Origin of the sequence: Flavobacterium nitrogenifigens, assembly GCF_003254565.1 — a bacterium.
Taxonomy (GTDB): Bacteria; Bacteroidota; Bacteroidia; order Flavobacteriales; family Flavobacteriaceae; genus Flavobacterium; species Flavobacterium nitrogenifigens.
In genome coordinates this window covers 86,816-100,557 of sequence record NZ_QJRI01000168.1, presented here as the reverse complement: position 1 = coordinate 100,557, position 13,742 = coordinate 86,816, and the positions used below count along the sequence as shown (strand labels likewise).

The 13,742-nt window shown below is 35.6% G+C and carries 12 protein-coding genes; 5 read left to right on the top strand and 7 right to left on the bottom strand.

The features are described 5' to 3' along the window. The first annotated feature begins 13 nt into the window (after positions 1-13). Positions 14-1,420 carry an efflux transporter outer membrane subunit gene (locus tag DM397_RS06665; protein WP_111376785.1) on the top strand — a complete coding sequence of 469 codons (1,407 nt, stop codon included), beginning with the start codon at positions 14-16 and terminating at the stop codon, positions 1,418-1,420. A gap of 179 nt (positions 1,421-1,599) precedes the next feature. Beyond that, positions 1,600-2,103 carry a hypothetical protein gene (locus DM397_RS06660; protein WP_111376784.1) on the top strand — a complete coding sequence of 168 codons (504 nt, stop codon included), beginning with the start codon at positions 1,600-1,602 and terminating at the stop codon, positions 2,101-2,103. Positions 2,104-2,523: 420 nt separating this feature from the next. On the opposite strand, the gene fucP is transcribed toward DM397_RS06660, so the two are convergent. From fucP to DM397_RS06625, 7 genes are all read right to left on the bottom strand, one after another. Further along, the gene (fucP, locus tag DM397_RS06655) at positions 2,524-3,828 is read right to left on the bottom strand and encodes an L-fucose:H+ symporter permease (RefSeq protein ID WP_111376783.1); all 1,305 of its coding nucleotides are present in this window, start codon (positions 3,826-3,828) and stop codon (positions 2,524-2,526) included. 135 nt (positions 3,829-3,963) lie between these two features. Then, entirely contained in the window at positions 3,964-4,407 is a 444-nt protein-coding gene (locus DM397_RS06650; protein WP_111376782.1) for a MaoC/PaaZ C-terminal domain-containing protein, read from the bottom strand. A 106-nt stretch (positions 4,408-4,513) separates the two neighbouring features. Further along, on the bottom strand, positions 4,514-5,587 hold the full coding sequence (locus DM397_RS06645) for a Gfo/Idh/MocA family protein (RefSeq protein ID WP_111376781.1): 1,074 nt from the start codon (positions 5,585-5,587) through the stop codon (positions 4,514-4,516). A gap of 33 nt (positions 5,588-5,620) precedes the next feature. Then, positions 5,621-6,877 (bottom strand): extracellular solute-binding protein, encoded by a 1,257-nt coding sequence (locus DM397_RS06640; RefSeq protein WP_111376780.1) that lies wholly within the window; start codon positions 6,875-6,877, stop codon positions 5,621-5,623. Further along, positions 6,877-8,016: a CaiB/BaiF CoA transferase family protein gene (locus tag DM397_RS06635; protein ID WP_111376779.1), complete on the bottom strand. Its 1,140-nt coding sequence runs from the start codon at positions 8,014-8,016 to the stop codon at positions 6,877-6,879. Before DM397_RS06635 ends, DM397_RS06640 begins: the two co-directional genes overlap by 1 nt. Before the next feature lie 117 nt (positions 8,017-8,133). Beyond that, a complete protein-coding gene (locus DM397_RS06630) occupies positions 8,134-9,276 on the bottom strand; it encodes a CaiB/BaiF CoA transferase family protein (protein ID WP_111376778.1) in 1,143 nt (380 codons plus the stop codon). Continuing rightward, complete coding sequence (locus DM397_RS06625; protein ID WP_111376777.1) at positions 9,273-10,421, bottom strand: ABC transporter substrate-binding protein; 1,149 nt, start codon at positions 10,419-10,421, stop codon at positions 9,273-9,275. The genes DM397_RS06630 and DM397_RS06625 overlap by 4 nt, the downstream gene beginning before the upstream one ends. A gap of 399 nt (positions 10,422-10,820) precedes the next feature. Between DM397_RS06625 and DM397_RS06620 the strand changes: the two genes are divergently transcribed. The 3 genes from DM397_RS06620 (at position 10,821) to DM397_RS06610 (ending at position 13,738) form a co-directional block, all read left to right on the top strand. Then, entirely contained in the window at positions 10,821-11,675 is an 855-nt protein-coding gene (locus DM397_RS06620) for a fumarylacetoacetate hydrolase family protein (protein ID WP_111376776.1), read from the top strand. A gap of 188 nt (positions 11,676-11,863) precedes the next feature. Then, on the top strand, positions 11,864-12,877 hold the full coding sequence (locus DM397_RS06615) for a zinc-binding alcohol dehydrogenase family protein (protein WP_111376775.1): 1,014 nt from the start codon (positions 11,864-11,866) through the stop codon (positions 12,875-12,877). A 63-nt stretch (positions 12,878-12,940) separates the two neighbouring features. Beyond that, positions 12,941-13,738 carry an SDR family oxidoreductase gene (locus DM397_RS06610; RefSeq protein ID WP_111376774.1) on the top strand — a complete coding sequence of 266 codons (798 nt, stop codon included), beginning with the start codon at positions 12,941-12,943 and terminating at the stop codon, positions 13,736-13,738. Positions 13,739-13,742: the final 4 nt, after the last annotated feature.

The window sequence follows — 13,742 nt, the reverse complement described above, 5'->3', positions numbered from 1 at the left end:
AATTACAACAAAAATGACGAATAGTTCAAATAAATATATTTTACTGGTAATGACAGCCGCACTTATTAGTGCGTGCTCTGTTACCAAAAAATACGAACGTCCCACAACATTAAAAACAGACCAATTGTATCGTGATCAATCTACAACAGATTCGACTACAATTGCAGACATGCCTTGGAATACTGTTTTTAAAGATGAAAAATTAAATGCATTAATCCAGAAAGGTTTAGAACAAAACTTGAATCTGAAAAATGCAATTGAGAATATTGTTCAGGCAAGAGCTTCTCTGCGTCAGAGTAAATTGGCTTATTACCCAAGCTTGCAGTTGGACGCTAATGTAACGCATAACAAACAATCTCAGGCAGGATTAAACTTTCCAGCAGGAATCAACATTAATACTCTAACTACAACTTACAAATTAGGTGTAAGCAGTTCTTGGGAGATTGATGTATGGGGAAAATTAAGTAGTTCTAAAAGAGCGGCTCTAGCAACTTATTTAGCTTCTGATGCTGCAAAACAAGCCGTTCAGACGCAATTAATTGCTGATATTGCCAATAATTACTTCTTGTTATTATCTTATGATGAATCGTTAAAAATTACGGAAGAAACATTAAAAAGCCGTATAGAAAACGTTGAAACCATAAAAGCTTTAAAAGAAGGAGCAATTGTAACTGGTGCGGCTGTTGTTCAGAGTGAGGCCAATCAGCATGCGGCTGAAGTTTTAATTCCAGACTTGAAGCAAAGCATTCGTGAAACTGAAAATGCTTTAAATATTTTGCTTGGACAAGGGCCAGGACCAATTGATAGAGGCGTTTTAGGAACACAGATTATTCCTGAAAAAATTGCAATCGGAATGCCTGCTCAGTTATTAAATAACCGTCCAGATGTCCGTCAAGCGGAATTTAATTTCAGAGTCGCTTTTGAATCAACTAATTTGGCTAAAACATATTTTTATCCAAGTCTGACGCTTACAGCAAGCACAGGATTTTCAAATTTAGAATTGAATGATTTCTTTAGCCATTCTATCTTTTATTCGATTATTGGAGGACTAACACAGCCTTTATTCAATAACGGCTTAAATAAAATGAGATTGACTACAGCGCAGTCACAACAATTACAAGCATATAATAATTTCCAGCAAAGTCTTTTAGTAGCAGGTCAGGAAGTTTCAAATGCCTTGTATGCGTACCAAATGGCTGTTGAAAAAGAAGATTCTAGAGCGAAACAAATTGCAGCTTTAGAGAAAGCAGTAGACTTTACGCAAGAACTTTTAGAATATAGTTCTGCAACTAACTATACAGATGTATTAACATCTCAGCAAAACCTTTTAGCGGCGCAATTAAACGGAGTAAATGATAATCTGCAAAAATTGCAAGCTGTTATTAATTTGTACAGAGCGTTGGGTGGTGGTTGGAAATAATTGTTTATAATGATAAAAACCGTCTCAAAATCTGAGACGGTTTTTTTAAAAGTACATCGTTTAAAAAACACTATTCGTCGATTAGTTTCGTAATTTTGTATAATGAATGCTTGAATCACAAATCTTTGGCATTAATTTCGATTAATATCTATTACAGTTAACATTTAAATTCTAAAGACATGAAAAAGTTAATATTCGCCTCAGTGCTTTTTATGAGTGCATTTTTTGCTCAAGCTCAAGTATCAGTAAATGTAAATATTGGTACTCCTCCAAATTGGGGGCCGCAAGGTTACGACAACAGCAGATACTATTATTTGCCAGATATCGATGTGTATTATGATATAAATCAAAGTGTATTTATTTATGCCAATAGCGGAAAATGGATTCGTGAAAGAAGACTTCCGTCTATATATAGAAACTATGATTTGTATTCAGGATACAAAGTAGTTTTGACTGATTATAGAGGAAATTCTCCTTATTACTATCATTCAAAACATAGAGCTGAATATCCGAAAGGTTACCACGGAAAACCTCAAAAAAATAGAGGTGAAAAGCCAAAAGGCAACAACGGAAACCACTACGGAAATGATAAAGGAAATAGTGGGAACAATGGCAACGGAAACAGCCAAGGAAAGAATAAGTCAGACAAGAACCACGATCACGGTAATGGCAAACACCATTAATAAACATGACTAAAGAAAACGCCTCCAATTGGAGGCGTTTTTGATTTTTTATAGCCACTACCCGAGCGATAGCGAACAGGCGAAGCAATTGCACGAATTAACACGAATTTTATTTTTATAAAAGGTTTTAATTTATGCTAATTCATGGCTAAAATGAATTGCCTCCAGCTTTAGCTGGAGGTTACTAGATTCTACATTTATTGGCTTTAGCCAAACTAGGCGCAAAAGTTTGGCTAAAGCCTTTTATTTCCAAAAAAAACAAAAAACCTCCAGCTTTAGCTGGAGGCAATTGATATTTTTAAAAATAAAAATTCGTGTTAATTCGTGTAATTGCTTCGCCTGTTCGCTATCGCTCGGGTTGTGGCAAAAAAAATCCTTTTTAATCCTATATCCCGATAGCTATCGGGAGTGGCAAAAAAACTATTCAGAAACCGTTTTCACTTTATGACCAAAAGCCCCAAAAGAAAGAATAATCAAGAAACAAACTAGCGGAATAATATATCCTGACTGAATATCATCGTGATTCATATCGATTAAAGTTCCCATTCCGTAAGGAATAATAGCGCCACCAACAATCGACATTACCAACCAAGAAGAACCCGTTTCCGTGTTCGATTTTAAGCCTTTAATTCCTAAAGAAAAAATAGTTGGAAACATAATTGACATAAAGAACCCGATTCCGCCAAGAGCGTAAATAACCACAATTCCAGAACCGTAAATCGCTACTAAACAAAGTAAAACGCTCATTACGCAGTAGATTGACAATAAAACATAATCTTTTACAAAACGTAAAAAGAAAGTTCCAATAAAACGTCCTGCCATAAAAAGGAAACCATAGATTCCTAAATAATATCCAGCAGTTTTTTCGTCTAATCCAGCACCTTGCTGTGCAATTCTGATGAAGAAACTTGTAATGCAAACTTGAGCTCCAACATAAAAAAATTGGGCAATAACGCCCCAGCTTAAATGTCTGAATTTTAAAACAGAGAAAAATCCAGGTTTAATTTCAGCTTCTGCATGAGTCGCTTTCATTGAAGGCAGTTGTACAAAGTAAAATATAATAGCAACCAAAACTAAGATACTTCCTAAAACAATATAAGGCATTTTTACAGAAGCTGCTTCGCCTAATAAATAAGCCACTTTTTCTGCCTCAGGCATTGCTGCCATTTGTTCTGGTGTATGATTGGTTCCTGAAAGAATAAATAACGAACCTACAATTGGAGCAACCATGGCAGCCAATCCGTTGAAAGAAGCTGCTAAATTCAATCTTTTAGAAGAGGATTCCGCAGGTCCTAATATTGCTGCGTAAGGGTTTGCACTAGTTTCTAAAATCGTTAAACCGCATCCAATTACAAAAAGTGCAAATAAGAACAGTTCGTAAGTTCTGGTATTAGCTGCTGGAACGAACAAAAATGCTCCTGCTGCAAAAACTAATAATCCAGTAATGATACTGTTTTTATAACCAAATCTTTTAATAAGCATTCCCGCAGGAATTGCCATGATAAAATAAGCAAAGAATACAGAAGTATCAATTAGAGTAGATTGGCGATTGTTTAATTCGCACGCTTTTTTCAAGTGCGGAATTAAAACTGAATCTAAGTTGTGGGCCATTCCCCACAGAAAAAATAGGCATGTAACGAGGATAAAAGGCAGAAGATATTGTTTTTGATTTCCTCCTTCTGTTGGCACTTCATGTTGATCGCCGGCTTGGTTTGTAATTTGCATTTAGATAGTTTTTTAGTTTATTTTTTTATAGGTTCTAAGGTTCTGAGGTGCTGAGATTCTAAGTTTTTTTCTTTTGCCACGAAGGCACTAAGACTCAAAGTTTTTAAAACCTTAGCACCTTAGAATCTTAGCATCTTAGGACCTTTTCTTCACAAGCAATAGATGATCACATACCAAAACGACTTCACCTCTTTGGTTAATGATTTCCACGTGTTCTGTAACAGTTCCCATTTCAGGATTTTTGGCTTCTCCTTTTTCAGAAATTGTAATTTCAGAATGAATAGTGTCACCAATATGAACTGGTTTTACAAAACGCATTTTGTCGTAACCTCTAGAAAAAGCTTCAGGATTTATTTCAGATGCTGTTAATCCAATTCCGATCGCAAAAACCATGGTTCCGTGCGCAATCCTTTGTCCGAATGGCTGAGTTTTGCACCATTCTTCGTCCATGTGGTGCGGAAAGAAATCTCCAGTGTGTCCAGCGTGAACTACAAAATCAGTTTCTGTAATGGTTCTGCCTAAAGTTACTCGTTTGTCGTCGATTTGATAATCTTCGAAAAAAGTCGATTTAAAATACATAATTTATTCTTTTTATTCGTCAGCTCTTTCAAATAGATTTCAAAATCAGGTTTGTTTTGAAGAGGACTTAAATTTTGTTTTTTGGTTTTGAAATATAGTGTTTTAATTACACTTCATCAAAAGAAATTCCGCCGTTTTTGTTACTTTCATAACAAGCTTCTACAACTTTCATTGTGTTCAAAACATCTTGAACACTTGCTGATAATTTTTGGTCAGAACCCTCTTTGTAACGCATTAGATTAGACATTGCACCAATAAAAGCTTCTGGAAACCACGAACCTTCTAGTTTTACTTCTGTCCATTCATATTCATTTTCATTATCTTTTTTTGGCAGCGCGTATTCAAAAACATCAGGAAGACCGTCAGGATAGTTCATCAACAAGCCCATTTTTGCTTTAACAGCGCCTTTTGTTCCTTCCCATTTGATGTAACTTTCTTCGTGTTTTGGACCAAAGTGATGATCGTGATTCGTATTGATCACAACATGTTTATCTTCGCCATAATCTAGAATAATCGTAGATCGGCTGGAAGATAATTTTTTAAGCGGATGTTTGGCTGTTTTAGCATAAACACTTTTAGGATTTCCCAGAAAAGATCGAATGCAGTCAATATAATGAACGCTATGGAAAAGAATCTCCAATCTCGGATGTTCTTTAATTAAAGGAAACAATTCCCAAGGTGTATTTACGGTAACTTTAAATTCTAAATCATATAATTCGCCAATAATTCCCTGATCGATTAAATATCTGGCAACACTTACAAACGACGCAAAACGCAGTTGGAAGTTAATAGCAGCAACTAAATTTTTTCTTTCGCAGACTTCGACAATCTCACGTGCTTGAGCCAAATCATTTCCCATTGGTTTCTGAATCAAAACTGCAGCGCCGTCAGGCAATTGTTCTAAAATTTCGATGTATTGATCAGGTAAAACGGTAATATCGTAAACAGCGTTTGAAGGCGCATTTTTTACTGCATCGGCAACACTTTCAAAAACATAATCGATTTTGAATTGTTTCTGTAAATCGTATGCTTTCGAAATAGTTCTGTTGGTAATGCCAAAAACTTTAAAACCAGCCATTTCGTAAGCAGGAAGATGGGCATCTTTTACAATACCGCTCGCTCCAATAATCACAATGGGCTGTTCTGTTTGAGGAAGTAAAGGTTTATATTGAATATTCATTTTTTCTATATTTTGAAATTAAGACTGTCAAGTTTAATTTTTGACAGAGCTGTGTAATGTTGTTCCTTGACTTAATTCTTTAATTTTTTTCTGAGTTTCCTCTAAAAGTATATCTGATGAAATATCTGTTTCAATGGCTTTTAAAACAGTGCCGTCAATAAGTTCGGCTACTTTTGGCCAGATTGGTGTTTGAGGTAGTGTTAATGCATTTTCATGAAGCATTTCCAGTTTATGATAAAATGGAATCAAAGTATTGATTTCTTCATCTTTCCAAGTCGATTTCCTGCATCCGATTCCGCCTTCTGTGGTCAATAATTTATCACTTTCAGGTGTAGTAGCAAATCTTAAAAAATCGTAAGCCAGTTTTTTGTGTTTACTCCCAGAACCAATAGTGTACAGCCAATATACATTCAAAGAAGCCGTTTTATGACCTGGATCGGATGGGAGGGAAGTGATATCGATTTTTCCTTTCACTTTCGATTCTTCAATCACTTCTGCCATAGAAGCAAATCCAAACCAGTTTATGGCCATGGCGGCTTGTCCTTCGGCGAAAGCCAAACCTGCTTCAACCGAACCAAATTCTCTCGATTTTGGATGAACCGCAGTTACATCATTGACCATTTTTCGATAAAAATCCAATGCTTTTATCGCCGCTACGTTATGAATGTCAATCTGATTTTTTTTGTTTAATAAAGAACCGCCGCGTGTCCATAATTGCAGGCAAAAATCGAAAACCATATTGTGTCCGTCTGGATAATTGGCAAAAACAGCACCGTATAAATTTTGCTCGGGACGATTAAAAAATGTTGCTATTTCTGAGAATTCTTGCCAAGTTTTTGGTGTAGAAAGTTCGTAACCAAACTGTTTTTTGAAATTCTCTTTTTCTGTTTCGTTTTCGAACAAATCTTTTCGATAAATCAGACATTCAGGACCGTCGTGAAAAGGAAGTCCGAAAATGCCATTGCTTAATTTCTGCAGGTGCAAAAGCGATTTATGCCATCCAAAAGGATAATTTTCTGGCGGATTTTCTCCAATTAATGAAAATAAATTAAGAACCGCATTTTCGTTTGCAGCATCAAAAATCCAATCAGTATTGATATGAGCAATATCCCATTTTCCTTCTTTTAAACCCTTTTCTGAAATCGTGGTTTCATATAAATCATGAAGTTCTAATGCAACCATTTCAGCTTCCATTTTTATATTGTTTTGAAGTGAAAATGCATCCCATAATTTTCGAAGTGTACTTTCGAAAGGATCGAATTTACGAACGGCGATTCTAATCTTTTCCATTAACAGTCTATAAATTCTTTAATAATTTTCTCGTTGTCCTGACCCAGTTTTGGAGAACCTTTTCCTGAAGTCAGATATTCGCCGTCAATTTTTATCGGACAGCGCGTTGTTTTATAAGTGTAGCCGTCCAACATTTCGACTTGTTGAGTGAAATTCAAAACCTTAAATCCATCTTCAGCAAATAGCTGCTGATAGTTTAAAACTCCTGCGCACCAAATGTCTGCGGGTTCTAAAATATCCAGCCAAAATTGTGTTTCTTGCGTTTGCAAATGATCGGCAAGAATATTTTTGATTTCGTCTCTAAGCGTAAATTTATTTTCAGGAAAAGCCAATAAAGCATCGCATTGCAGCAGAGAAGCCAAAACAGGAATAGATCCCATTGCAAGCGCTAAATAACCGTTTATGGTTTTGTAAATTCCGTATGGCGCGCCCAAATAAGCGTGTGCGTTATTGGTTTTCGTTCGAACAGGCAATTCTCCTCCATCATTAAAATAGGTCGTAATCGTTTCAAATTGAAAATCAAATGCCGATTCCAGCATACTGACTTGAATTTGTGCGCCAATATTATGCGTTGCTTTTCGGTATAAAGCCGCTAAAATTCCTTGTGCCAAATGCGCTCCTGCAAGCATATCTACAATCGATAATCCCATCGGAACTGGACCATCTTCTTGATTGCCACTCAGCCAAGTTAAAGCCGTTAAAGATTGCAAAAGTAAATCCTGACCAGGCAAATCTTTCAAGTCTGGATGTTCTCCAAAACCTGAAATCGAACCATAAATCACATTTGGATTAATGCTTTTTACATCGTCATAACTCAAACCAATGCGCTCCATAACTCCGGGTCTGAAATTATGCATCACAACATCAGCTTTGGCTAATAATTTTTTTAATTTTTGAAGTTCCTCTGGCTGTTTAAAATCAATCGCAAAAGATTCTTTGTTTCTGTTGATGGTATGAAAAACAGACGATTCGCCGTTCATAATCAAATCAGAAGTATATAAAGTACGGCAGATATCTCCCGTTCCCGGTTTTTCAATTTTTATCACACGCGCTCCCAAATCGGCCAAACGCAAACTCGCCGACGGGCCCGAAAGAAACTGACTGAAATCTACAATTAAATAATCTTCTAATGGTTTCATTTTTTCTGTTTAACCGTTTTTATGGTTTAATCGTTTAATCGTTGTATTTGTTTAACCGTTAATTCGTCGATTTGTTTAATACGATTAAACGATTAAACAAATAAACGATTCAACAATCTAGCGAATAAACTGTTCGTGTATTTTCAAATTGTCCTGTCCTACTTTTGGTGCTGCTTTTTCGCTTAGCAAAATTTCTCCATCCAATTGTATCGGACTTCTGGTTGTTACCAAAGTTTCACCTTCGGTATTTTTTACGGTTTGTTTTAGCTGTAATTCAGTTACAAAAGGCTGATTGTCCAGTTCTTCGTAATTGAAAACTTTTCCGCACCAAATACCTTCTTTCTGCAAGATTTCAATCCAATAATCAGATGTTTGGGTTTGAATTCTTTCGCTCAAAATCGTTCTGATTTCGTCGCGCTTTTCAAACCAAAGATGTTTATCTGCAAAGGCATTTAAATCTAAACCTAACGTTTTTCCAATAAAAAGCAAATCGCCCATTGCAAGAGACAAATAGCCGTCTTGTGTTTGGTAAACTCCGTAAGGCGCACTTAAAAAAGCATGTGCACTTCCTTTAATATCGCCACGTTCAGGCAATTGACCGCCATCATTTAAGAAAGAAGTAATGGCTTCGAATTGTACATCGAGAATAGATTCTAGCAAACTGACTTCAACCAAAACGCCTTTTTTAGTTTTGGCTCTTTTTAAAAGCGCTGCTAAAATTCCTTGTACAAAATGATTCCCGCACATTAAATCGGCTACAGCCAAACCAAAAGGAACTGGGCCTTGACTTTTGCGTCCGCTTAACCAGCTTAATCCAGAAAGCGATTGTAGCAATAAATCTTGTCCCGGTTTTTTTGCCCACGGGCCTTCATTTCCGTAACCTGTAATGGTTCCGTAAATAAGTTGCGGATTTATAGCAAGCGTATTTTCAAAATCTAAACCGATTTTTTCCATCACTCCAGGTCTGAAATTATGCGTCATAATATCAGCCTTTTCGATTAGTTTTTTGATTAAAACCAAATCGTCGGGATTTTTTAAATCGGCTGCAAAAGATTCTTTATTTCTGTTTATGGTATGAAAAAGCAAACTGCTATCGTCTACAAATAAATCTTTGATGCTCAATTGTCTGCAGGCTTCACCTTTTACAGGACGCTCAATTTTGATAACGCGTGCGCCCAAGTCGGCTAGTTTTAATCCAGCCGAAGGTCCAGCCAGAAACTGACAGAATTCCAGAACAATTAATCCTTCTAAAGGTCTCATAAGGTCTGGATTTTTAGAGATTCCGCGTAAAGGGAATTCATTTCTTCTAACACTTTTGATTCGTCTCCGCCATTCATCAAATAATTACGAACCACATCTCCAGCATGATCTTGGAAATACATGTGACCATAATATCTCGGACGAAGGAAAGCGCGCTCTAAAGCTGGTAAAGTATTTTTGAAATAATCGTGTGTCACTCCATTAATTCTTTCGCTTTTCCAAGCTTGCAAATGTCCTGGCTGACCACCATTATCAGTATAAATATTCTGCTGAACTTGTGATGAACACGTAAATTCAGCATATTTTATGGCAGTTTCAGTATGTTCGCTAAATGAAGAAACAGCCAATCCAGTTCCTCCCAAAGAAGAAATCATTGGATTATCATTCAATTTTACTAAATCATAAAAATGTAGAAGGTTTTGGCTGTAGCCAATGCGAGAATAGTTAGAATAACCATAAGCAAACGGGCAATACGCAATTTCGTCTGAATTGACCATCGCTTCATAAACCTGAATTGGATTACGGTTAAAGTTTTTAGTATCAATTAATTGAGCTAATTCTCTAAACATTTGAAGCGCTTTGATTCCTGTTGTTTCAGAAATCACTTTTTCTTCAGAAAGAAAAGGAGCTTCACCCAAACTGCAGCAAAACATATAAAAACTCATTAAAACATCTACTGGAATTCCAGCAAAGGCAACTAAACCTTTTTTCGCTAAAGCCAATAAATCATCATAATTTTTCGGAACTTCTAAATTATTTTTTTCAAAAATATCCAAGCGGGCAGAGGCAACCGGAGTTGCAGCGTCAATTGGAAGCGCCCATAATTTGTCGTGAAAAACATAACTTCCGTACGATTTTCCGACAGTATTACTTTCTTGATCTTTAATATATTCGTTAGATAAATAATCAGATAACGGAAGAATCGCTTTGGTTTGCGCTCCAAAACCTGTCCAAGGATGATCGATTACCAATAAATCGAACCTTTTGGCCAAGTCTTCGATAGAAGCATCTGCAAATTCTTGTAGACTTCTTTTCTCCCAAGAAATTTCAACTTCAGGATGTAATTCTGTAAAACGCTGCGATGTAGCAACCATAGGAAGCAAACCTCTTGTATGATTCCATGTTATGCCTTTTAATTTTATCATTTTGTATGGGATTTTTTGACAATGTAATCGATTGTATTAATAAATGTAAAAAATACAATTACAAAAGTAGGAATAAGATTGATATGAACAAGAAATCATTTATTTTTAAGAAATCTTTTTTACATAAAGTGATTAAAAGTGATATAATTTTTTACAAACCGTTTAAAAAATGTTATAATTTATTGAAGTTTGATCATTTTTAAAGGTGGAAAATGAAATATATCTCGGATATTAATTTTTAAAAAGTATTTTTGTAATTGTGTTTTTTACATTTATTAATTTTGATTTACTTTTTTACATGATTTCGAATGGATAAGAAGTAGAATTTCTAAGATGATTATACGATTGATGAAGGTTTTTCATCAGAAAAAATAAACTAACAATTAAAAATATACGATTATGAAATTAATACGTTTTGGAGAAATCGGAAAAGAGAAACCAGGAGTTTTGATTGGAGAAAAGAGATATGATGTTTCTTCGATTGTAACCGATTTTAACGAAAGTTTCTTTGAAGAAAACGGATTAGAAAAATTACAAAAAGCATTAGAAAGCAATCCAACTTTACCAGAAGTAGATGCTTCTGTACGTTTGGGTTCGCCAGTGGCGAGACCTTCAAAAATTATCTGCATTGGTTTAAATTATATTGATCACTGCAAAGAAACCAACGCTCCGATTCCGACAGAACCAATTATTTTCTTTAAATCAACAACTTCTTTGTGCGGTCCAGACGATGATTTGATTATTCCAAAGAATAGCGAAAAAACAGACTGGGAAGTGGAATTAGCATTCATCGTTGGTAAAAAAGCAAGTTATGTTGAAGAAGCTGAAGCTTTAGATTATGTAGCTGGTTATGCTTTATTGAATGATTATAGCGAAAGAGCTTTTCAATTAGAGCGTGGCGGACAATGGGCAAAAGGAAAAGGAAGCGACACTTTTGCGCCTCTTGGACCATTTTTGGCTACAAAAGAGGAAATTGCTGATGTTGATAATTTAAAGATGTGGCTGACGGTAAATGGTAAAAAATACCAAGACAGTAATACACTAAATCTAGTTTTCAAAATTCCTTATCTGGTACATTATTTAAGTCAGTTTATGACTTTGCTTCCAGGCGATATTATCAGTACAGGAACGCCTCCGGGAGTTGGTTTAGGTATTAAACCAGATCCGATTTATATTAAAGCCGGCGATGTTGTTGAACTTGGAATTGAAGGTTTAGGAACAAGCAAACAGAAAGCTGTAGCTTATAAAAAGTAATATAACTATCTGTTACTTTACTAGCAATGGTGACGCGGATAAAACGGATTTACTTCGTAAAAACGCAGATTTAAACGGATTTTATATTTAAAAAATTAATGAAAAATCCGTTTAATCCGTGTCTTCGCGATAGCGAATCTGTATCATCCGCGTTTAATTAGATATTTAAACAAAACGAAAAACGAAAAATGAAATATATAGTTTGCGAAAAACCGCAGGAATTTCTATTAAAAGAAACCAATATTCCAGAACCAAAAGAGGGAGAAGTTTTATTGAAAATTAAAAGAATCGGAATCTGTGGGACTGATATTCACGCTTTTGGGGGAACTCAGCCTTATTTTGAATATCCAAGAATTTTAGGTCACGAATTGGCAGCAGAATATGTAAAAGGAAATACAGCAGGTTTTAAACCGGGAGATAAAGTAACCTTTATTCCGTATTTCAATTGCGGAAAATGTGTCGCTTGTAGAAACGGCTTAACAAACTGCTGTGTGAATATCAAAGTTTTTGGTGTTCATATTGACGGCGGAATGGCTGAATATGTTTCGATTCCGGAACAATATTTATTGCACGGTCAAGGTTTAGATTATGATGAATTGGCTTTGGTTGAACCTTTAGCAATTGCAGCGCACGGAGTAAGAAGAGCGGCTGTAAAACCCACTGATACTGTTTTGGTAATGGGAGCAGGACCAATCGGAATTGGTTTGATTCAGTTTGCTAAAATTGCTGGAGCAAAAGTAATTGTAATGGACATTAACGATTACAGATTAAATTTCTGTAAAACAGAACTAAATGCTGATGAAACGATTAATCCGTTAAACGATGATGTTGCACAAAAATTAGCTGAATTGACAAATGGCGATATGGCAAATGTGGTAATTGATGCAACTGGAAATCAGAAAGTAATGAACAGCGCTTTTAATTATATTTCGCATGGTGGAAGATTTGTTTTGGTTGGACTTCAAAAAGGCGAATTAAGTTTCAGTCATCCTGATTTCCACAAAAGAGAATCGACTTTAATGAGTAGCCGAAATGCAACAATCGAAGATTTCGAATATGTAATGAAATGTTTGAAAGAAGGAAAAATTGATCCCAAGAAATACATTACTCACAGAACAAGTTTTGATGAAATGATTACTGATTTTGGGAATCTGATTGATCCGAAGAATAATGTGATTAAGGCGTTAATTGAAATAGAATAAATTTTACGAATAAACCCGACAGGTTTTAAAACCTGTCGGGTTTAACTTTAAATACCTAAAAAAATGGATTTAAACTTAAAAAATAAAATAGTTGTCGTTTCTGGTTCGGCTGGAAAAGAAGGCAGTATCGGAGAAACGATTGTAAACCGATTGGCGGACGAAGGTGCCATTCCGGTTTTGGTGGACAGAAACGCAAGAGGTTTCGAATATGTTGAAAGACTTCAGAAAAGAGGTGTTAATTCCTTATTTGTACAGGCTGACGTAACCGATCCTGTTGCGATAGAAAATGCTGTAAAAGTAATTGGAGCTAAATACGGCAGAATTGATGCCATAATTAATAACGTTGGTGTAAATGATGGCGCAGGATTAGATTCGAGCTACGAGGATTTTATGAATTCATTGAAATTGAATGTAGTAAGTTATTTTTTATTGGCTAAATATGCGCTTCCATACTTAAAAGAATCAAAAGGAAATATCTTAAATATTGGTTCAAAAGTAGCTTTAACAGGGCAGGGTGGAACTTCTGGTTACGCTGCTGCGAAAGGTGGAGTTTTAGGTTTAACAAGAGAATGGGCGGTAGATTTGATTCAGTACGGAATTCGTTCGAATGCCATTATTATTGCTGAAAGTTATACGCCTGCTTACGAAGATTGGATTAAAACTTTGCCAGATGGAGAGGCAGTTTTGAAAAAAATTAGTAAAGCGATTCCATTAGAAAGTCGAATGACTAAAACAGAAGAAATTGCAGATACGGCTCTTTTTATCATTTCTGAAAAATCATCGCATACTACAGGACAATTTGTTTTTGTGGATGGAGGTTACGTACATTTAGATCGCGCATTAATTAGCAATGTTAATTAAAAAG

Excerpts from the sequence above, each read along its gene's own strand:
- DM397_RS06665 (WP_111376785.1), top strand. The coding sequence starts at position 14 with ATGACGAATAGTTCAAATAAATATATTTTACTGGTAATGACAGCCGCA.
- DM397_RS06625 (WP_111376777.1), bottom strand. The coding sequence starts at position 10,421 with ATGATAAAATTAAAAGGCATAACATGGAATCATACAAGAGGTTTGCTT.
- DM397_RS06645 (WP_111376781.1), bottom strand. The coding sequence starts at position 5,587 with ATGAATATTCAATATAAACCTTTACTTCCTCAAACAGAACAGCCCATT.
- DM397_RS06610 (WP_111376774.1), top strand. The coding sequence starts at position 12,941 with ATGGATTTAAACTTAAAAAATAAAATAGTTGTCGTTTCTGGTTCGGCT.
- DM397_RS06635 (WP_111376779.1), bottom strand. The coding sequence starts at position 8,016 with ATGAAACCATTAGAAGATTATTTAATTGTAGATTTCAGTCAGTTTCTT.
- DM397_RS06640 (WP_111376780.1), bottom strand. The coding sequence starts at position 6,877 with ATGGAAAAGATTAGAATCGCCGTTCGTAAATTCGATCCTTTCGAAAGT.
- DM397_RS06615 (WP_111376775.1), top strand. The coding sequence starts at position 11,864 with ATGAAATATATAGTTTGCGAAAAACCGCAGGAATTTCTATTAAAAGAA.
- fucP (WP_111376783.1), bottom strand. The coding sequence starts at position 3,828 with ATGCAAATTACAAACCAAGCCGGCGATCAACATGAAGTGCCAACAGAA.
- DM397_RS06620 (WP_111376776.1), top strand. The coding sequence starts at position 10,821 with ATGAAATTAATACGTTTTGGAGAAATCGGAAAAGAGAAACCAGGAGTT.
- DM397_RS06630 (WP_111376778.1), bottom strand. The coding sequence starts at position 9,276 with ATGAGACCTTTAGAAGGATTAATTGTTCTGGAATTCTGTCAGTTTCTG.
- DM397_RS06660 (WP_111376784.1), top strand. The coding sequence starts at position 1,600 with ATGAAAAAGTTAATATTCGCCTCAGTGCTTTTTATGAGTGCATTTTTT.
- DM397_RS06650 (WP_111376782.1), bottom strand. The coding sequence starts at position 4,407 with ATGTATTTTAAATCGACTTTTTTCGAAGATTATCAAATCGACGACAAA.